General features: G+C 67.3%; 15 protein-coding genes. 2 read left to right on the forward strand and 13 right to left on the reverse strand.

Annotation, left to right across the window (positions count from 1 at the left end; genetic code table 11):
* Position 1: 1 nt before the first annotated feature.
* From glcF to FHW64_RS22930, 6 genes are all read right to left on the reverse strand, one after another.
* Positions 2–1,234 carry a glycolate oxidase subunit GlcF gene (glcF, locus tag FHW64_RS22905; RefSeq protein ID WP_184530533.1) on the reverse strand — a complete coding sequence of 411 codons (1,233 nt, stop codon included), beginning with the start codon at positions 1,232–1,234 and terminating at the stop codon, positions 2–4.
* Between the two features lie 6 nt (positions 1,235–1,240).
* Complete coding sequence (gene glcE / locus FHW64_RS22910; protein WP_184530535.1) at positions 1,241–2,338, reverse strand: glycolate oxidase subunit GlcE; 1,098 nt, start codon at positions 2,336–2,338, stop codon at positions 1,241–1,243.
* A gap of 28 nt (positions 2,339–2,366) precedes the next feature.
* On the reverse strand, positions 2,367–3,287 hold the full coding sequence (locus tag FHW64_RS22915; protein WP_184530536.1) for an SMP-30/gluconolactonase/LRE family protein: 921 nt from the start codon (positions 3,285–3,287) through the stop codon (positions 2,367–2,369).
* A 142-nt stretch (positions 3,288–3,429) separates the two neighbouring features.
* Positions 3,430–4,971, reverse strand: a complete 1,542-nt coding sequence (locus tag FHW64_RS22920) for an ammonium transporter (RefSeq protein WP_184530537.1) — start codon at positions 4,969–4,971, stop codon at positions 3,430–3,432.
* 27 nt (positions 4,972–4,998) lie between these two features.
* Positions 4,999–5,337: a P-II family nitrogen regulator gene (gene glnK, locus FHW64_RS22925; protein ID WP_088955064.1), complete on the reverse strand. Its 339-nt coding sequence runs from the start codon at positions 5,335–5,337 to the stop codon at positions 4,999–5,001.
* Between the two features lie 61 nt (positions 5,338–5,398).
* Entirely contained in the window at positions 5,399–6,244 is an 846-nt protein-coding gene (locus tag FHW64_RS22930) for a TorF family putative porin (protein ID WP_409350645.1), read from the reverse strand.
* A gap of 162 nt (positions 6,245–6,406) precedes the next feature.
* Between FHW64_RS22930 and FHW64_RS22935 the strand changes: the two genes are divergently transcribed.
* Both FHW64_RS22935 and FHW64_RS22940 read left to right on the forward strand, forming a co-directional pair.
* The gene (locus tag FHW64_RS22935) at positions 6,407–7,939 is read left to right on the forward strand and encodes a YifB family Mg chelatase-like AAA ATPase (protein WP_184530539.1); all 1,533 of its coding nucleotides are present in this window, start codon (positions 6,407–6,409) and stop codon (positions 7,937–7,939) included.
* 26 nt (positions 7,940–7,965) lie between these two features.
* The gene (locus FHW64_RS22940) at positions 7,966–9,186 is read left to right on the forward strand and encodes an MFS transporter (RefSeq protein WP_184530540.1); all 1,221 of its coding nucleotides are present in this window, start codon (positions 7,966–7,968) and stop codon (positions 9,184–9,186) included.
* Positions 9,187–9,306: 120 nt separating this feature from the next.
* Here FHW64_RS22940 and FHW64_RS22945 read toward each other — a convergent pair whose 3' ends face one another.
* The 7 genes from FHW64_RS22945 to FHW64_RS22975 all read right to left on the reverse strand — a co-directional run bounded on the left by FHW64_RS22945 (position 9,307) and on the right by FHW64_RS22975 (position 19,035).
* Positions 9,307–10,491: a fumarylacetoacetate hydrolase family protein gene (locus FHW64_RS22945; protein WP_184530541.1), complete on the reverse strand. Its 1,185-nt coding sequence runs from the start codon at positions 10,489–10,491 to the stop codon at positions 9,307–9,309.
* Positions 10,492–10,585: 94 nt separating this feature from the next.
* On the reverse strand, positions 10,586–14,281 hold the full coding sequence (locus tag FHW64_RS22950; RefSeq protein ID WP_184530542.1) for a molybdopterin cofactor-binding domain-containing protein: 3,696 nt from the start codon (positions 14,279–14,281) through the stop codon (positions 10,586–10,588).
* On the reverse strand, positions 14,278–14,766 hold the full coding sequence (locus FHW64_RS22955) for a (2Fe-2S)-binding protein (protein WP_184530543.1): 489 nt from the start codon (positions 14,764–14,766) through the stop codon (positions 14,278–14,280). Before FHW64_RS22955 ends, FHW64_RS22950 begins: the two co-directional genes overlap by 4 nt.
* Positions 14,763–15,494, reverse strand: a complete 732-nt coding sequence (gene pncA, locus FHW64_RS22960; protein WP_184530544.1) for a bifunctional nicotinamidase/pyrazinamidase — start codon at positions 15,492–15,494, stop codon at positions 14,763–14,765. The genes FHW64_RS22955 and pncA overlap by 4 nt, the downstream gene beginning before the upstream one ends.
* Positions 15,495–15,522: 28 nt before the next feature.
* A complete protein-coding gene (locus FHW64_RS22965; RefSeq protein ID WP_184530545.1) occupies positions 15,523–16,257 on the reverse strand; it encodes an ABC transporter ATP-binding protein in 735 nt (244 codons plus the stop codon).
* 61 nt (positions 16,258–16,318) lie between these two features.
* Positions 16,319–17,122, reverse strand: coding sequence for an ABC transporter ATP-binding protein (locus FHW64_RS22970; protein WP_184530546.1), 804 nt, complete (start codon positions 17,120–17,122; stop codon positions 16,319–16,321).
* A complete protein-coding gene (locus FHW64_RS22975) occupies positions 17,119–19,035 on the reverse strand; it encodes an ABC transporter permease (protein WP_184530547.1) in 1,917 nt (638 codons plus the stop codon). The genes FHW64_RS22970 and FHW64_RS22975 overlap by 4 nt, the downstream gene beginning before the upstream one ends.
* Positions 19,036–19,053 lie beyond the last annotated feature (18 nt).

The following is a 19,053-nucleotide window of genomic DNA, read 5'->3' on the forward strand; positions in this document are numbered from 1 at the left end:
ATCAGGGTGCCGGCGCGAGGGCCTCGTCCAGCAGTTCGACCCAGTGCCGCACTGGCACTTCACTGCCACTCTGCAGGTGCGTGATGCAGCCGATGTTGGCCGACACGATGGTGGTCGGCCGAAGCTGGTTCAGATGGTCGAGCTTGCGGTCGCGCAGCTTGTAGGACAGCTCCGGCTGCAGCACGGAATAGGTGCCCGCAGAGCCGCAGCACAGGTGCGATTCGTTCTGCGCAACCTGCACGTCGAAGCCCAGCGCACGCAGGTGCTTCTCGACGCCGCCGCGCAGCTTCTGGCCGTGCTGCAGCGTGCACGGCGGGTGGTAGGCGACGAGGCCCGCCGGCGGCTTGACGCGTGGCTTCAGCGTGGGCGCGATGTCGGGCAGCAGCTCGCTCAGGTCGCGCGTGATCGCACTGATGCACGCGGCTTTTTCCGCGTAGACCGGGTCGTCCTTCAGCATGTGGCCGTACTCGCGCACCGTGACGCCACAGCCCGAGGCATTCATGACGATGGCCTCGACCTCGTTACGTTCGACCTGCGGCCACCAGGCGTCGATGTTGGCGCGCATCTGCGCCTTGCCGCCGTCGTGGTCGTTGAGGTGGAACTTGATCGCGCCGCAGCAGCCCGCACTGGACGCGACCACCACCTGGATGCCGGCCGCGTCGAGCACGCGCGCGGTCGCGCTGTTGATGTTGGGCGACATGGCCGGCTGCACGCACCCGGTGAGCATCAGCATCTTGCGTGCGTGCGTGCGCGAAGGCCATGCGCCCGCCGGTCGTGCCTCAGGCACCTTGGCCCTGAGCTTCGCGGGTAGCAGTCCGCGCACCGACTGGCCAAGCTTCATCGCGGGCGCGAAGAGTGACGAGTTCAGGCCTTCCTTCAGTGTCCAGCGAAGGGCGTTGTCGAGCGGCGGGCGCGGCACCTTGTCCTCGACGATCTTGCGGCCGATGTCGACGAGGTGGCCGTACTGCACGCCGCTCGGGCAGGTCGACTCGCAATTGCGGCAGGTGAGGCAGCGGTCGAGATGGAGCTGCGTGCTCTGCGTCGGCGCCTTGCCTTCGAGCACCTGCTTGATCAGGTAGATGCGGCCGCGCGGCCCGTCGAGCTCATCGCCGAGCAACTGGTAGGTCGGGCAGGTCGCGGTGCAGAAGCCGCAGTGCACGCATTTGCGAAGGATCGCCTCGGCTTCGCGACCTTCGGGCGTGTTCTTGAATTCGGGGGCGAGTTCGGTCTGCATGCTGGATCAGTTTGGCGAGTAGAGCCGCCCGCGATGGAAGACAGCTTGCGGGTCGAACTCCTGCATCAACGCGCGGTGGATGCGCTGGGCGGGTGCGCTCAGTACATCGAAGCGCCCGAGCACGCGATGACCATGCGCGTCCGATGGCCTGAAGAGGGTGGCGTGTCCACCTGCCGCCTGCGCCGCTGCGCGGAGCTGCGGCCGCTGATCCGGCGGCGCGAGATACCAGCGCTGGGCGCCGTGCCATTCGACCATCGGGGAACCCGCGATATCGAGCACGGGCGCGGTCTGCGGAACCGACAGGCGCCAGAGATCGTGCTCAGGGTGGCTCGTGAACCATGGATGCCGATGGTCCCGGAGCGACTGCCATCCTGCGGCCGATCGCGCGGCATCTTGCCGCTCGCCGCCGAGATGCGTGCAGGCCGCTTCCACCGCCGCCACGGCCCCGCGCAGGCGCAGCGAGAGAAAGCCCGATCCATCGCGCTCCCGCCAAATGCTCGCGTTGAGCGGCAGAGGACGGCCGCCCCATTCGTTGAGCAGCCGCAGCGCATCGGCCTGCGTGCATGCGAACTCCAGCGTCGCTTCGGCCGGGGCGACCGGCAGCACCTTGAGGCTCACTTCTGCAATCACGCCAAGCACGCCCAGCGAACCCGCGAGCACACGCGAGACGTCATAGCCCGCGACGTTCTTCATCACCTGACCGCCGAAGGTCAGCACCTCGCCGCGACCGTTGACCAGCACCGCGCCGAGCACGTAGTCGCGCACGCAACCCACGCTGGCGCGCGAAGGCCCGCTGAGCCCTGCGGCAACCATGCCGCCGACCGTTCCGCCATCGGCGAAACGGGGCGGCTCGAAGGCAAGGCACTGGCCCCTTTCGGCGAGCGCCGCTTCGAGCTCCGCCAGTGGCGTGCCGGCGCGAACGGTAACGACCAGTTCGCTCGGTTCGTAGCTGGTGATGCCGGTGAGTCCGGTCGTGGAGAGGGGCTCGCCCTGCGGCGGCTCGCCGTAGAAGTCCTTGGTGCCGCCGCCACGAATGGACAGCGTCTTGCCGTCGGCGGCGGCAGCGCGAATGCGCTCGGTGATCTGGCGAAGGGCTGGATCCATGGCGGCGATCGTACCGCCGCGAAGCAGGTCAGTCCTCGAAGAAATTGACGGGAAGACCCGGGGTTGCCACCCGCGTCGCGAGAACGTGGCCCGATGCGGGACGCAGTTCGAGCTCTTGCGCAGGTCTTCCGCGCCGAGCCGTGGTTACGAAAAGCGTACGCAGATCGTCACCGCCGAAGCACGGCATCGTCGGGCACTGCACCGGCGTGGGCAGGGACGAAACCAGTGCACCCGACGGCGAGAAGCGCAGCAGCTGACCGCCTTCGAACATGGCAACCCAGTAGTGGCCTTCGGCATCGACGGTCGCGCCATCCGGACGGCCCTGGTAGCGCAGCGGCGACTCCGGCGTCCAGCCGGGCGGCTTTTCTTCGAACTGCTGGAACACGCGACGACGTGACAAGGTGTTGACGCGCGCAGCCCACGTCCACGCGACCACCCGATGCGCGGCGGTGTCGGCCCAGTACATCGTGTCGCTATCGGGCGAGAAGGCCAGGCCGTTGGCAGTGGTCGCCTCGTTCGCCATCTGCTCGAGCGTGGGCGCGCGGCCGCCGCGCGCGTCGAGGCAGTAGAGCGCGGCGATCGCGCCGTCCTTCGCCTCGTTGAGCGTGCCGGCCCAGAAGCGGCCGAGCGGATCGCACTTGCCATCGTTGAAGCGCATCTTGAGCACGTCGTGATTCACGCGCGCCATCGCCTTGAGCGTGCCGCCCCACTCGCGCGCGCGATAGATGCCGTCGCGCAGTGCGATCACCAGCCCGCCGCTGCGCGCGGGCGCCATGCATCCGGGCTCGGTCGGCATGTCCCATCGCTCGACGGTCGGGCTGTGAATGTCGCCGCGCGTGCGCAAGGCGGCACGGCCCGGGATGTCTAGCCAGTAGAGGGAACGCTCGATGGGGTGCCAGAACGGCGATTCACCGAGCTGGCTCAGGCTGTCGGTCAATGTGGTCCACATGCCGCGAGCTTAGGGGCAAATCGGAACAAAAAAAGACCCGCTGGCGCCGAAGCGCTCGCGGGTCGAACATCCAGAGGAGAACCTCGCAGCGAAAAACGAAATCTTGTCTAGAAAACTGTTTGCGGTATGAAACAGACCGTCATCAGCGGCTGTAGGCGGTTTCGCCGTGGGCCGTGATGTCGAGGCCTTCGCGCTCTTCTTCTTCGCTCACACGCAGGCCGATCGTGAGATCGGTGATCTTGTAGGCGATGAAGGCAACGACGCCCGACCACACGATGGTCAGCACCACGCCCTTGAGCTGGATCCAGACTTGCGCGCCGATGCCGTTGGAGGTGACGGTCGCGGTGACCCAGTCGCCCACGAGGCCGGGGCCGCCGAGCACCTGGGTGTTGAACACGCCAGTCAGAAGCGCGCCGACGATACCGCCGACACCGTGCACGCCGAACACGTCGAGCGAGTCGTCCGCGCCGAGCAGCTTCTTGAGGCCGTTGACGCCCCACAGGCAGGCGAAGCCAGCCACGAGACCGATGACGATCGCGCCCATCAGGCCGACGTTGCCGGCAGCCGGCGTGATCGCCACGAGGCCGGCGACGGCGCCCGAAGCAGCACCGAGCATCGATGCCTTGCCGCGCATCATGGCTTCACCGAGGCACCATGCAAGCACGGCGGCGGCGGTGGCGGAGAAGGTGTTCATGAAGGCGAGCACCGCGCTGGTGCCGGCTTCGAGAGCCGAACCGGCGTTGAAGCCGAACCAGCCCACCCACAGCAGCGAGGCACCGACCATGGTCAGCGTCAGCGAGTGCGGCGTGAAGGCTTCCTTGCCGTAGCCGATGCGCTTGCCGACGAGGACAGCGCCCACGAGACCGGCAACGGCCGCGTTGATGTGCACCACGGTGCCGCCCGCGAAGTCGAGCGCGCCCCATTGCCAGATCAGGCCGGCCTTGTCGTTCATCTGGTCGACGACTTCCTTGCTGGTGTAGGCGTCAGGACCCATCCAGAACCAGACCATGTGTGCGATCGGCGCATAGCTGAAGGTGAACCAGATCGCCATGAACAGCAGCACGGCCGAGAACTTGATGCGCTCGGCGAAGGCGCCGACGATCAGGCAGCAGGTGATGCCGGCGAACGTCGCCTGGAAGGCAGCGAACAGCAGCTCGGGGATGTACACGCCCTTGCTGAAGGTCGCGCCCGGTGCGAAGACGCCGGTGGCCGGATCGAAGATGCCCTTCATGAAGATCCGGTCGAAGCCTCCGATGAACGCGTTGCCCTCGGTGAACGCAAGGCTGTAGCCGTAGATCATCCACAGCACCACGATCATCGAGAAGGTGACCATGATCTGCATGAGCACCGACAGCATGTTCTTGCTGCGGACCAGGCCGCCGTAGAACAGCGCGAGGCCGGGGACGGTCATCATGATGACGAGCAGTGTGGACAGCATCATCCACGACACGTCACCCTTGTTGAACGACGGGGCTGCCGCGGGTGCTGCGGGCGCCGCTGTCGCTTCGGCCGCAGGGGCTGCCGCAGCGGGAGCTGCCGCAGGTGCAGCAGCCGGAGCCGCGGGTGCAGCGGCGGCTGCCGGCGCTTCCGCTGCAGGAGCGGCCGGTGTGGTCTGTGCGAAGCCGGATGTGCCGGCGGCCAGGACGCTCAATCCGAGCGCGATTGATACAAGGAATTTTTTCATTTCGGTTTGTCTTTCGTGCCTTGTGTTTCAGAGGGCTTCGCGGCCGGTTTCACCCGTGCGGATACGAACGACCTGTTCGAGGTCGTAGACAAAAATCTTGCCGTCGCCGATCTTTCCGGTGCGTGCGGCGCCTTCGACGGCCTCGATCACGCGTTCGACAAGCTCATCGGCCACGGCCGCTTCGATCTTGACCTTGGGCAGGAAGTCGACGACGTATTCCGCGCCGCGATACAGCTCGGTGTGGCCTTTCTGGCGGCCGAAGCCCTTGACCTCGGTGACGGTGATGCCCTGCACGCCGATGGCCGAGAGGGCCTCGCGCACTTCGTCGAGCTTGAAGGGTTTGATGATGGCTGTGACCAGCTTCATGATGTTCTCCTACAGATGGATGGAAGCGGCGCGGCCTGTCCGGGCCGCGTCCGCAGGACTACTAGAGCGTCTTGGTCAGCGTGAGGATGAATCGCGTCTTGTTCGGCGAGTACGTGGTCTGGCCGAAGGTGACGCCGTTGATCTCGACGCCCGGGTTCGCGATCACGTTGAAAGCGCTCTGTTCGGTGGCACCCTGCACCGATCCGGTGAGCGAGAGGCCGCCGCCGAAGTCGTAGCCGACGCCCACGTTGTAGTCCCAGTAGCGCTTGTAGCCCAGGCTGCGGATGTCGCTGCTGAAGTAGGTGTAGCCCGCTGCGGCCTTGAAGGTCACCTTGGGGAACACTTCCTTGCTGTACGACAGGTTCAGGTAGCCGGTGTTCTTGCCGTCGAGGCCCGAGCCGCCCTTGTTGCCCGCGTAGTTGAAGTAGTCGTCCGAGACGGTGTGCGAGTACTTGGCAGTGAAGGAGCCGAGCGTGTCGTCGGAGTACGTCGCGGCGCCGTAGATCTCGGTCGTGTTGCCGGCGGTGTTGCCCGGGTAGTAGTACTGCAGCACGCCGAAGTCGAGGTCGAAGACGCTGGCCTTGAATTTGTAGCCGCCGTAGAAGTCCATCTCGACCGAGTTGCCCTTGAGCCAGTTGACGCTGGAGTTCCAGTTGCCAACGTAGAAGCCGCTCGAATGCGCGTAGTCGAAGCCGCCCTGGATCGCCGGCTTCCAGGCGCTCGTCTTGGCGAAGTCGTTGTTCCCGAGCATGTCCTGATCCTGGCCGCGGAACTTGTAGTTCGACGTCAAGGAGACGTTGGCCGTCAGCGGCGATGCCGCAGCAGGATCAGCCGTCTGCGCGCTTGCAAGCATCGGCAGGGCGGCCAGGGCGACCAAAGCCAGGATCTGGTCGGGTTTACGGTGCATCATCGAGTGACTCCTCGGAGTGTTTTGAAAGTGGGTTTGAAACCACCTCAAAGCAGGGAGCGTGCCAAAGCGTTTCAAAGACCCGTTAACAAAGGTTGCGCAGGCATGTACGTCGTGATGAACAAGAAAAGATGGTGCACCATCTTGGTGACAGGGAGTTCAATGAGTTTGTGTTTGGTGCAAAGCCGCGCGTTGCTGGGCCTGGAAGCTGCCAGCGTGACGGTTGAGGTGCATCTGGCCAATGGTTTGCCCAGCTTCACGCTGGTCGGGCTGGTCGATGTGGAAGTAAAGGAAGCGCGGGAGCGCGTGCGGTCGGCCATCCAGAACGCCGGCCTCGAATTTCCCAACAACAAGCGGATTACCGTGAATCTCGCCCCGGCGGACCTGCCGAAGGACTCGGGGCGGTTCGACTTGCCGATCGCGCTGGGCATCCTCGCGGCGAGTGGGCAAATCGATGCGGCCAAGCTCGCCGGCCATGAATTCGCCGGCGAGCTTTCGCTGTCGGGCCAGCTCCGGCCGGTGCGCGGCGCGCTGGCGATGGCGCTGGCGCTGCACACCGGTGGCGTCGCGACGCGGCTGGTGCTGCCGGCGTACAGCGCGCAGGAAGCCTCGCTCGTCCCCGGAGCGCAGGTCTACGGGGCCCGGCATCTGATGGATGTGGTGCAGCAGTTCCTGCCGGCGGGCAGCGAGCAGGCGCCTGCCGCGGAAGGCTGGACGCGCATCGTGCCGTCACCGCCGGCCATCGCGGACGGGCATCCCGACCTCGCGGACGTGAAAGGTCACGCCGGCGCAAAGCGGGCACTGGAGATCGCAGCCGCGGGCAATCACAGCCTGCTCATGGTGGGGCCGCCGGGCTCTGGCAAGTCGATGCTGGCGCAGCGCTTTGCTGGGCTCCTGCCGGAGATGACCGTCGACGAGGCGCTCGAATCCGCCGCGGTGGCCAGCCTGGGCGGCCGCTTCGACACCGGTCGCTGGATGCGCCGGCCGACGGCCAGCCCGCATCACACCGCGAGTGCGGTTGCGCTGGTCGGCGGAGGATCACCGCCGCGGCCGGGCGAAATCTCGCTCGCGCACCACGGTGTCCTGTTCCTGGACGAATTTCCCGAGTTTTCGCGCATGGCGCTGGAGGCGCTTCGCGAGCCGTTGGAAACCGGCACCATCACGATCGTCCGCGCCGCGCGGCGTTCGGAGTTCCCGGCCCGCTTCCAGTTGGTCGCCGCGATGAACCCGTGCCCGTGCGGCTACCTGGGCTCGACGCTGAAGGCCTGCCGCTGCACGCCCGACCAGGTGACGCGCTACCAGGGCAAGCTCAGCGGGCCGCTGCTCGATCGCATCGACATCCATATCGAAGTGCCGGCGGTGTCGGCCGAGCAGTTGCTGGACACGCCTGCCGGTGAAGCGACCGGGACGATCCGCGAACGCGCCGTGCGTGCACGCGAACGTGCCCTGGCTCGGCAAGGCAAGACGAATCACGTGCTGCAAGGCGCCGAGATCGACCGGCACGCGTCGCTCGCACCTGATGCGCTGAAGTTCATGCACACCGCGGCTGCGAAGCTGGGCTGGTCGGCGCGCAGCACGCATCGGGCGCTCAAGGTGGCGCGGACGATCGCGGATCTGGCCGAGTCGGAGAGCATCGAGGTCCCGCACGTCGCGGAGGCGGTGCAATACCGGAGAGCGTTGAAGGCGGCGGTCTGACCCGAGCGACCGCTAAAGTCGGCGACATGGGCGCGCCCGCAACAACAACATCCGCACCCCCGGCCTACGACCGCGGCCTCGTCGCCCTCCTCTCGGTGGGCCAGCTCATCACCTGGGGCAGCGTCTTCTACGTCTTCGCGCTCCTGATGGAGCCGGTGGAGCGCGACCTCGGCCTGAGCCGCGCCCAGTCGTCGCTCGCCTTCAGCCTCGCGCTGCTGGCCGAGGGCGTCATGGCATGGCCGGTGGGCCGCTGGATTGATCGGGGCCATGAGCGCGCGGTGATGACCGGGGGCTCGCTGCTGATCGCGGCGGGGTTGCTTCTCCACAGCTTCATCGGCAGCGCCGCTGCGTTCTACGCGGTGTGGCTGCTGCTCGGCAGCGCGCTGGCGGCGACGCTCTACAACCCAGTGTTCGCGATCGTCACGCGGCGCTTTCCCCATGATTTCCGGCGCGCGATCATCACGCTGACCTTTCTCGGCGGGCTCGCGAGCACGGTCTTCATTCCGCTGGGTGCCTGGCTGATCGCTCAACTTGGGTGGCGGCATGCCCTGTGGGTGCTCGCGGCAATCCATCTCTTTGTCTGCGTGCCCCTGCATGCGCGCGTGCTGCGGCATGCGCCCGGGCCTGCCCGGCGATCAGCCGACCACGCCAACCCGGCAGCACGTCCGGCCGCGCACTACCTGCGCAGCGCCCCCTTCCTGATGGTTGGCATCTTCACCGTGCTGCTGATGGCGGTGACCGCCGCGCTGCCCCCGCACATGGTGAGCCTGCTGCGCGGCGCAGGCCTGCCGGAGGCCTGGGCGATCGCGGTCCCGGCGAGCATCGGACTCATGCAGGTGCTGGGCCGTGTGCTGCTCTTCTTCTTCGAGCATCACTTCGACCTGCATCTCGCGAACCGGTTGATCCCCTGCCTGATACCGCTCGGCCTCGTCACGCTGATTGCCGGCGCGGGTCACCCGGCGGCGGCGCTTTGGTTCGTGCTGCTCTACGGGATGGGTAACGGCATGCTGACGATCGTCAAGGGGACGGCGATCGCGCAATACGTCAATCGCGAGCATGTGGCCACGCTCAACGGAGCGCTCGGGCTGCCGAGCGCGGTTGCGCGCGCGATGGCGCCGCTGCTCCTCGGACTGCTGTGGACCCCTGCGGGGGGCTACACGACCGGTCTCTGGGTCTTGTTCGCGGCCAGCGTGGTCGGAGTCTTCGCGCTGCTCGGAGCGCAGCGCTGGCGCCTGCGACGCGTGTAGTCCAGCGCGCTGGCTCCCCCAAGAGCCAGGGAACCCGCGGAACCGGCTAGGCCGGGCCGCCGGGTTCGCCCCCGGAGAGGGGGTGGAGAGCGACACGAAGTGCGCGAGCCTGGGGGTGAACTAGATCAATCCACGTCCGGCCAGATTGCGCATCAACGCGCCGATGCCGAAGGTCCAGCGCGCCGCGTCTTCGGCATGCACGACCCGGTTCTCCAGCGCGCCAAGTTCGGGCGCCGAGATGGTGACCCGGTCGCCCACCACGTGCGTGAAGCCTTGGCCCGGGCCATGCCGATCCTGAGTGGGCGCAAACATCGTTCCGAGGAAGAGCATCAGCCCGTCCGGATAGGCGTGATGCGGGCCGAGCGCCTGCGACACGAGATCGAGCGGGTCGCGGCTGATCTTCGACAGAGAGCTCGACCCGTCGAGCGTGAAGCCCTCCGGTCCTATCACGCGCAGACCCACCGTGATGCGCCGGACGTCGTCGATGCCGAAGTGGTCGTCGAACAGGCGGATGAAGGGCCCGATCGCGCATGAAGCGTTGTTGTCCTTGGCCTTGCCGAGCAACAGCGCGCTGCGGCCCTCGAAGTCGCGCAGGTTCACATCGTTGCCCAGTGCCGCGCCGAGCGTCTGGCCGCGGCTGTTGACCGCGAGCACGACCTCGGGCTCCGGGTTGTTCCACACCGAACCGGAGTGAATGCCGACATCCGCGCCGGTACCCACCGCCGAAAGCACAGGCGCCTTGGTGAAGATTTCCGCGTCGGGCCCGATGCCGACTTCGAGGTACTGCGACCACGCGCCCTGCGCGATCAGCACGTCCTTGACCTTCGCGGCCTGCGGCGAACCCGGAACGATGCCCGCGAGGTTGTCGCCGAGCAGGTCGCCAAGCGCCGAGCGGATCGACTCGGCCTTCGACGCATCGCCGCGCGCCTGTTCCTCGATCACGCGCTCCAGCAGGCTCGCGATGAAGGTGACGCCGCTGGCCTTCACCGCCTGGAGGTCGCAGGGCGCGAGCAGCCACGGGTGCCGGGTGTCGCGCTTCGACTCATCGCTGTTGGCGAGCGACGCATCCAGCGAGGCCACGCGTTGGGTCATCTCGTCGCGCAGCGCCTCACGCACGGTGCCAACCGGATCGTCATGCTCCAGCAACTGGCTCATGGTTGCCGCGACACGCGACAGGTCGTGCAAGCCGCCCTCATGGACCGCGACGAGCACCGGGCCGATGTCCGACATCCAGAGCCGGCCGACGAGCGTGGCGCGCCCGGCATCGCGAGGCAGGGACTGGGCGGACGTAAGCGTCGAGGTCATGCGGGCGTCTCCTGGTGTGATGGGCCGGTGGTTCGGCCTTTTGCGACTGCGGATCGTACGGGACGGCGCCGATTTCGTGGCGCCTCACGAAGCCTCACGGCGCTGCGTGGGGACCGCTTTCCGCACGCACGCGCGCAATGCTGCCGCGCAAGTCGTGCCACGGCGGTTCCTGCGGCGCGAAACGGGCGCGCATGTAGCCGGCGAGTTCGGCGATCTGCGCATCGTCGAGCACTTCGCGGAAGGCCGGCATGAAGCCGATGTCGCGCGTGGCGGGGTCGCGAACGCCATCGAGGATGGTGCGCAGCAGGTTGTCGGGCCGCGCGCTCGTCAGATTACTGTTGAGCGCCAGCGGCGTGTTCACGCCCAGCAGCGTGGGGCCATCGCCATCGTGGTGGCAGGCGGCGCACGCGCCGTCGAACATGCGCTGCCCGGTGCCGAGCAGACGGCCCTGCGCGGCGGCCCCACGGGCAACGGCCTGTTGCGCCTGCGTGGCGGCCGCTTCTGCCGAGAGCTTCGGATTGAATGACGCGAGATAGGTCGCCATGGCGCGGATGTCCGAATCGGGCACGGCGCCGAGTTCGCGCACAACCTCCGCCATGGGGCCGCCCGCAACGCCGTGGTGCTTTGCGTGGCCATGACGCAGGTAGTCGTACAGCGCATCGGCATTCCACGGCACCGCCGAGTTCGAGAGCGACGTCAGCGATGGCGCTTCCCAGCCATCCACCATCGCGCCCGACAGGAAGGCCGCCCCGCCCTGCTCCGCGCCCAGCGCGTTGCGCGGCGTATGGCACGCGCCGCAGTGCCCGAGGCCGTTGACGAGATAGGCGCCGCGATTCCATTCGGCGCTCTGCGTCGCGACCGGCTGCATTGGCGACGGATCGTGGAAGAGCGCATTCCATCCCGCCATGAGCGGGCGCGCGCTGAAGGGGAACTTCAGCTCGGCCGCGGGCGTTTCGGACCGCACTGCCGGCAGCGACATGAAGTACGCGTAGAGCGCCTGCAGATCATCGTCGCTGGTCTTCGCGAAGGCTGTGTACGGAAAGGCCGGATACAGGTGATGGCCGTCGCGCGAGATGCCCTCGCGCATCGCGCGCTGGAAGGCGCTGAACGACCAGCGGCCAAGGCCCGTCTCCGCGTCGGGCGTGAGGTTGGTGGTGTAGATCGTGCCGAAGGGCGTTTCCATCGCACGGCCGCCGGCATTGGGTGCGCCACCCGCCGCCGTGTGGCAGACCGCGCAGTCGCCGAGCGCCGCGAGCGTGCGGCCGCGTTCGACGGTCGCTTCGCTGTAGGCCGGCGCGCTGAACGACACCGGCGCGATCGCCGGGCGCCACCCCAGCAGACCGGTGACGACGCCGACCGCGCCGACGAGCAAGGCACCTGCGCCTGCCCAGAGCCCGCGTCGGCGAGGCCAGGGCGCATCCGCCGGTGCGGTTCGAGGCTCCGCTCTGGGCGGCTCTTCCCCTGTCGGCGGCGGCAGCGGATTGAGTGCCGCCCGCACCACCTCCGGCGTGAACGGTGGCGCACGAAAGCGCACCCCCGTGGCATCGAAGATCGCATTCGCAATCGCCGCCGTACCCGGCACGGACGACGACTCACCCGCACCCAGCGGCGGCTCGCCGGGCCGCTGCATGTGCACGACTTCGATGACCGGCACTTCGCGGAAATTGATGATCGGGTAGTTGCCCCACTCGCGACTCGCCACCACGCCTGAGGGCGACACGCCGGCCTGCAACTCGGTGCCCGGCTGCGGCTGCTCCGCGAAGCGCACGCGCTCCTTCAATGCACGGCTGGTGGTCTGAATCACGTTGCCGTGGATCTGATGCTCAACGCCCGCCGGGTTCACCATCAGGCCCGCGTCGTGCCCGACGACCACGCGGCGCACATGCACTTCGCCGGTCTTGCGGTTGACCTCGACATCCGCCACCCATGCGGACCACGCCGCGCCGAAACCCGGCCACTTGCTGTGCACGTAGCGCGCATAGGCGAAGCCCTGGCCGAAGAGGATGTCGCCACCAGGGCCGAGCCCGCCATCGGCGTTCTCCTGCGGGCCGGTGCGCATGCGCCAACCGGCTTTCTGGGCAGTTTCTCGAACGAGGTCTGCCGCGCGCGGATCGTGCAGATGGCGCAGCCGGAACGCGACCGGATCGACGCCGGCCGCGGTCGCCAGTTCATCGATGTATGACTCGTGCGCGAACGAGCTCGGCAAGGCCGACACGCCGCGCAACCACGAGGCGCGAACGATCGGCGCCATGTCGTTGACCTTCACGCGCAGGTTGCCGTACGAGTACGGAGGACGCGCGGTGCGGTCGCCCATCTCGAAGGCCTGCGCGACGGGCTCGACAGTGCGCGTCAGCAGCAGCGCCAGCGTCGGCGCGCCGTTTGATGGATAGGAGGTCTCGTAGTCATAGCCTGCGACGTTGCCGTCGGCATCGAGTCCACCGCGCACCTGCATGAGTTGCGCCGCACCCTTGGGCTCCCATGCGTGTTCCTGCTCGCGCGTGAGCTGCACCCGCACCGGCGCACCAACGGCGCGCGACAGCAATGCCGCATCGGCCGCGACATCGTCCGCGCCGTTGCGGCCGTAGCAGCCGGCCGCCTCCATGCGCACCACGTCGATTTGCAAGTCTTCGAGACCCACGAGCTTCGCGAGATCGGCGCGCAGCACATGCGGATTCTGCGAACCGGCCCATACGCGCAGCCTGAAGCCGTCATCGGGCTCCCAGTGGGCGAGCGCACAGGACGGGCCGATCGACGCGTGCATCTGGTAGGGCCACACGTAGGTGCGCGGCATCGATTGCGCGGCACTCGCAAGCGCATCGTCGACGCTGCCTTCATCGACCAGCAGGCGCTGCGTCGCGGGGTTCGCGCGCAGTGCACCTTCGAGATCGTCGAGCGACGGAAGGCCGGGCCACGACTTCCACGTCACGCGCAGTTCGCGCAGCGCCTGCTCGGCCTGTTCCTCGCGCTCCGCGACGATGCCGACAAAGTCGCGAATGACCACCACCGCGCGAATGCCGGGGATGTGCGCAATCGACGACTCGTCCACCGACTCCAGCGTGTTGCCGATGAAGTCGCCATGGTCGGCGCCGGCGTACGGCGGCCGCACCACGCGCCCGTGCAGCATGCCGGGCACGCGCATGTCGTGCACGAAGACGAGCTCGCCTGCGAGCTTGGCCGGAATGTCGACGCGGGGAATGCGGCTGCCGACGATGCGGTAGTCGGCCGGGTCCTTCAGTCGCGAGACCGTATCGAGCGTGAGCACCGCGCGCGCACCGGCGACCAGTTCGCCAAAGCCGAGACTGAACGCGGGATCGTCGCCGGCGTGCACGCAGCCGTCGCGCACCTCGAGGAGCGAAGGCTGCACGCCCAGCCGCTCCGACGCCTGCGCGACGAGCCACGCGCGCGCCTGCGCTGCTGCGTGGCGCAACGGGCCGGCGTGGATCTGGATCGATGCGCTCGCGATCGTCGCGCCCTGGTTGGGCGCACGTGCGGTGTCGCCGAGCACCATGCGCACCTGCCCGAGCGGCACATCGAGTTCCTCGGCCACGATCTGCGACAGCGCGGTCTGAATGCCGGTGCCGAGATCGACGTGCCCATTCAGCGCGGTGACGCTGCCGTCGTCCCACACTGCGAGTAGCACTTCCGGCCCTTCGGCCGGATTGCCCGCGATGAGTGCCGGCTGGCCCTTGGCCTGCGGCGGGGCGGGCGGCGTGTCGCGCACGATGACGAGCATGCCATCGGCATTCAGGAATTCGCTGCGCGTGCGTGGCAGGTCGGCACGCCGCGTCACGAGTCGGCGCCTCCGGCCATTGCAAGTGCGGCGCGCTGCACGGCGGCCACGATTTCCACGTGCGTGCCGCAACGGCACAGGTTGCCGGAGAGTTCGCTGCGGATGCGTGCCTCGCTCGGGTTCGGCTCACGCGCAAGCAGCGCGGCCGCCTGCATCACCATGCCGTTGAGGCAGTAGCCGCATTGCGCGGCCTGCGCGTCTTCGAAGCCTTGCTGCACGGGGTGCCAGCATTCACGAGACCCAAGCCCTTCAAGCGTGGTGATCTCGCGGCCCGCGACGCCTTGCGCAGGAATGACACACGCGCGCGCAGCCACGCCATCGACCCACACGGTGCAGGCCCCGCACTGCCCGAGCCCGCAACCGTACTTGGGGCCGTTCAGCCCCAGGTCGTTGCGCAACACGTGCAGCAGCGTCGCCTCGCGGGACGCGGCGAGTTCGACGCGGCGTCCGTTGACGGTCAGGTCGAACCGTGGGGGGCGGTTCACACGGTTTCGATGTCGGAGGACTGGATGCGCTTCACACCCTTCGCGCTCATCTGCTTCCACGCCGCGGCAAGCGAACCATTGAGATCGATCGCCCGCGTGGCGTCCTCGATCACGTAGACGTTGAACCCGGCCTTGCGCGCATCCATCGCGGTCCACGCCACGCAGAAGTCGGTGGCGAGGCCCGTGACGAACACGGTCTTGATGCCGCGCGCCTTGAGGTAGCCGGCAAGGCCTGTCGCGGTCTTGTGGTCGGCTTCCTCGAACGCCGAGTAGCTGTCCATGTCCTTGTGGAAGCCCTTGCGGATGATGAGCTGCGCGGTGGGCAGCTTGAGGTCCTTGTGGAGTGCGGCATCGTCAGTGCCTTGCACGCAGTGGTCGGGCCACAGCACCTGTGTGCCGTAGCTGAGCTTGGTGGATTCGAACGGCTTCTTGCCATCGTGCGCACTCGCGAACGATGCATGCCCTTGCGTATGCCAGTCCTGCGTGACCACGATGTTGTCGAACGAACCGGCGAGCTTGTTGATCAGCGGCACCACCTCGGCACCACCCTTCACCGGCAGCGTGCCGCCGTCGACGAAGCAGTTCTGCACATCGACCACGATCAGCGCCGCATTGGCCCCGGGCTTGATCTTGGCCGCCGCGAACAACGGCGCCGAAGCGCCGAGACCGCCGATCAGCCCCAGGGCTGCGGCCGACTTCAAGAGGGATCTGCGTTGGGTGTTGTGCATGTTTCGCTCCTCGGGTTGATGAAAGGTTTCAGACGCTCAGATAGGCACGTCGCACTTCGTCGTTTGCCGCGAGTTCCGCCATGGTGGCCTGATAGCGGATCTGGCCCTTCTCGAGCACGTATGCGCGGTCCGACACCAGTTCGGCGAAGTGCATGTTCTGCTCCGACAGCAGGATGCTCACGCCCTGCGCCTTGAGCTCAAGAATCATGTTCGCCATCTGCTCGACGATGACCGGGGCGACGCCTTCGGAGGGCTCATCGAGCAGCACGAGATACGGATTGCCCATCAACGTGCGCGCCACGGTCAGCATCTGCTGCTCGCCACCGCTCATGCGGCCGCCCGGGCGGTTCGGCATCTCGCCGAGATTGGGGAAGAGCTTGAACAGGCGCTCGGGCGTCCACAGCGGCGCATCGGTGCCGTCGCTCCAGCGGCGCGCGGCCTGCTTGCCGACTTCGAGGTTCTCCATCACGCTGAGGTCGGTGAACACGCGCCGGTCTTCCGGCACGAAGCCGAGTCCGAGGCGCGCCGCGTGATGCGGCTCGGCCTTCGAGATGTCATGGCCGAGAAAGCGCACCGCGCCGCGGCGCTTGGCGAGCATGCCGATAAGCGCCTTGAGCGTGGTGGACTTGCCTGCGCCGTTGCGGCCCATCAAAGCAACGACTTCGCCACGACGCACCTCGAGGTCCACGTCGTAGAGGATCTGCGCCGCGCCGTACCAGGCGCACAGCGCCTTGGCTTCGAGCAACACTTCATGCGAGCTCATTGGAAAACCTCCGTGCTTCGCACTGCGGTGCGAGCTTGCTTGGGGCGGCCCGGCGCGGCGCTCATGCTGCCTCTCCCACTGCCGCGTTCACCGCGGCTGCCTTCTCGGCGATCTTCTCGAAGGTCTTGCCGCTGCCGAAGTAGACCTCCTGCACCTTTGGATGGTCGCGGATCTCAAGGGGCTTGCCCTGCGCGATGAGGCGACCGCGCGCGAGCACGATCATGCGGTCGGCGTACGCGAACACGACGTCCATGCTGTGCTCGGTGAAGAGCACCGCCATGCCGCGATCGATGACGAGTTGCTTGGTCAGCGCCATCAGCGAGTTGCGCTCCTTGGGCGCCATGCCGGCTGTGGGCTCGTCCATCAGCAGCAGCTTGGGGCTGTTGGCCATCGCGATCGCAAGCTCCACGCGCTTCACGTCGCCGTAGGCGAGCACGCTGCAGGGGCGATCCGCTTGCGACTTCATGCCGACCTGGTCAAGCAGCGCAAGCGCCTCGTCGCGCTTGTGGTCGGATGCACGTCGCCAAGTGGAGAACAGCTTGTTGTCGTGCGACAGCAGCGCCATCTGCACGTTCTCGACGACGGTGAGCGATGCGAACGTCTCCGCGATCTGGAAGGTGCGGCCCACGCCCAGTCGCCAGATCTCGCGCGGCTTCTTGCCGACGAGCTCCTCGCCGTCGAGCAGGATCGAGCCGCGATCCGCCTTCAATTGCCCATTGACCATGTTGAAGGTGGTCGACTTGCCCGCGCCGTTCGGCCCGATCAGCGCCAGCAGTTCGCCCGGCGCGAGATCGAAGCTGATGCCGTCGACGGCTTTCACGCCGCCGAAGGACTTTCCGAGTTCAGTGACTTTCAGGAGGCTCATGCCTTCGCTTCCTTGAGTTCGGCGGCTTCCTCGGCGTGCCGCTTGCGATCGAAGAGTTGCTTGGCAAAGCCGGCAATGCCCTGCGGGAACAGCAGCACGAGCAGCAGGATGATCCCGCCCAGCATCGCGCGCCAGTAGTCGGTGTTGCGCGCGACGGTGTCGTGCAGCCAGGTGAAGGTCACTGCGCCGACCACCGGTCCGGCCAGCGTCTGGATGCCGCCGAGCAGCACCATCACGAGGCCGTCGACCGACTTGCCCACGCTGAGCGATTCCGGCGAGATGCTGCCCTTGGAGAAGGCGAAGAGCGCACCCGCAAGGCCCGCCGCGATGCCCGCGATCACGAAGGCGGCCCATTGCATGCGCTTGACGTCGATGCCGATCGCATCCGCACGCAGTGCCGAGTCACGGCCCGCGCGCAGCGTGTAGCCAAAAGGCGAGAAGAGAACGCGGCGCAGCCACAGCACGCCACCGCCGACCAGCAGCAGCGTGAGCCAGTAGTAGGCCCGCTTGTCGGACAGCCATGCCGAAGGCCACACGCCGGTCAGGCCGTTGCTGCCGCCGGTGAAGCTGTCCCACTGGTAGGTGATGGCCCAGGTGATCTGCGAGAAGGCCAGCGTGAGCATCGCGAGGTACACGCCTGAAAGGCGCACCGCGAACCATCCGAAGACGAAGGCACCGATCGCAGCCACGAGTGGGGCGACGATGAGCGCAAGTTCCATCGGCATGCCGCTCGCACGCACCAGCAGCGCGGCACCGTAGGCCCCGAGGCCGAAGTACGCCGCATGGCCGAAGGAATGCATGCCCGCCGGCCCCATGATGAAGTGCAGGCTGGTGGCGAACAGCGCCGCGATCATCAGGTCGATCATCAGCACCGTGGTGTAGGGCGAGTCGGCGGTGATGAGCGGCACCGCGGCCAGCACGAGGCCGAACACGCCGGCCGCGATCAGGTAGGTCTTGCTGGGTCGGCGCAGCGGCTCTTCCTGCATTCCGACGTAGCGGCTCGGCGCCTGCGGCTTGCCGAACAGCCCCCACGGACGCCACACCAACACTACCGCCATCACGAGGAAGTCGACCACCAGCGTGAGCTTGGAGAACGACACGCTGAGTCCGAACACATCGACCACGCCAAGCCAGATGCAGATCGCCTTGATCTCGGCAATGAGGAGCGCAGCCACGTACGCACCCGGGATCGAGCCCATGCCACCCACCACGACCACGACGAAGGCCGCGCCGATGGTGTTGAGGTCCATCTCCAGCGTCGCGGGTTCGCGCGGCAGTTGCAGTGCGCCGCCGAGCCCAGCCAGCAGTGCGCCGAGCGCGAAGACGGCCGTGAACAGCCACGCCTGGTTGACGCCGAGCGCACTGACCATTTCGCGGTCCTGCGTCGCGGCGCGAACCAGCGTGCCGAAGCGCGTGCGGGTGAGCAGCATCCACACGAGGCCGAGCACCACCGGCCCGACGACGATCAGGAACAAGTCATACGAAGGAAACTGCCGCCCGAGGATCGACACCGATCCCGCGAGCCCCGGCGCGCGCGGGCCAAGCAGTTCGTCCGGCCCCCAGAACCACAGCACCGCATCCTTGATGACGAGGACGAGCGCGAAGGTCGCCAGCAGCTGGAAGAGTTCCGGCGCCTTGTAGATGCGGCGCAGCAGCACGATCTCGATGAGCGCACCGAGCACGCCCACTGCGAGCGCCGCAAGCACCAGCGCAGGCCAGAACCCCATGCCGCCGCCCAGCCGGTCGACCAGCGTGTAGGCGACATAGATGCCGACCATGAAGAACGAGCCATGCGCGAAGTTCACGATGCGCGTGACGCCGAAGATCAGCGACAACCCTGCCGCGACGAGAAACAGCGACGACGCGCTCGCCAGCCCGTTGAGAAGCTGGACGATGAAACCGGAAAAGCTCATGACCCGTTCGCCTCACTA

Origin of the sequence: Variovorax sp. Sphag1AA (assembly GCF_014192575.1) — a bacterium.
In the GTDB taxonomy this organism is placed as follows: domain Bacteria; phylum Pseudomonadota; class Gammaproteobacteria; order Burkholderiales; family Burkholderiaceae_C; genus Variovorax.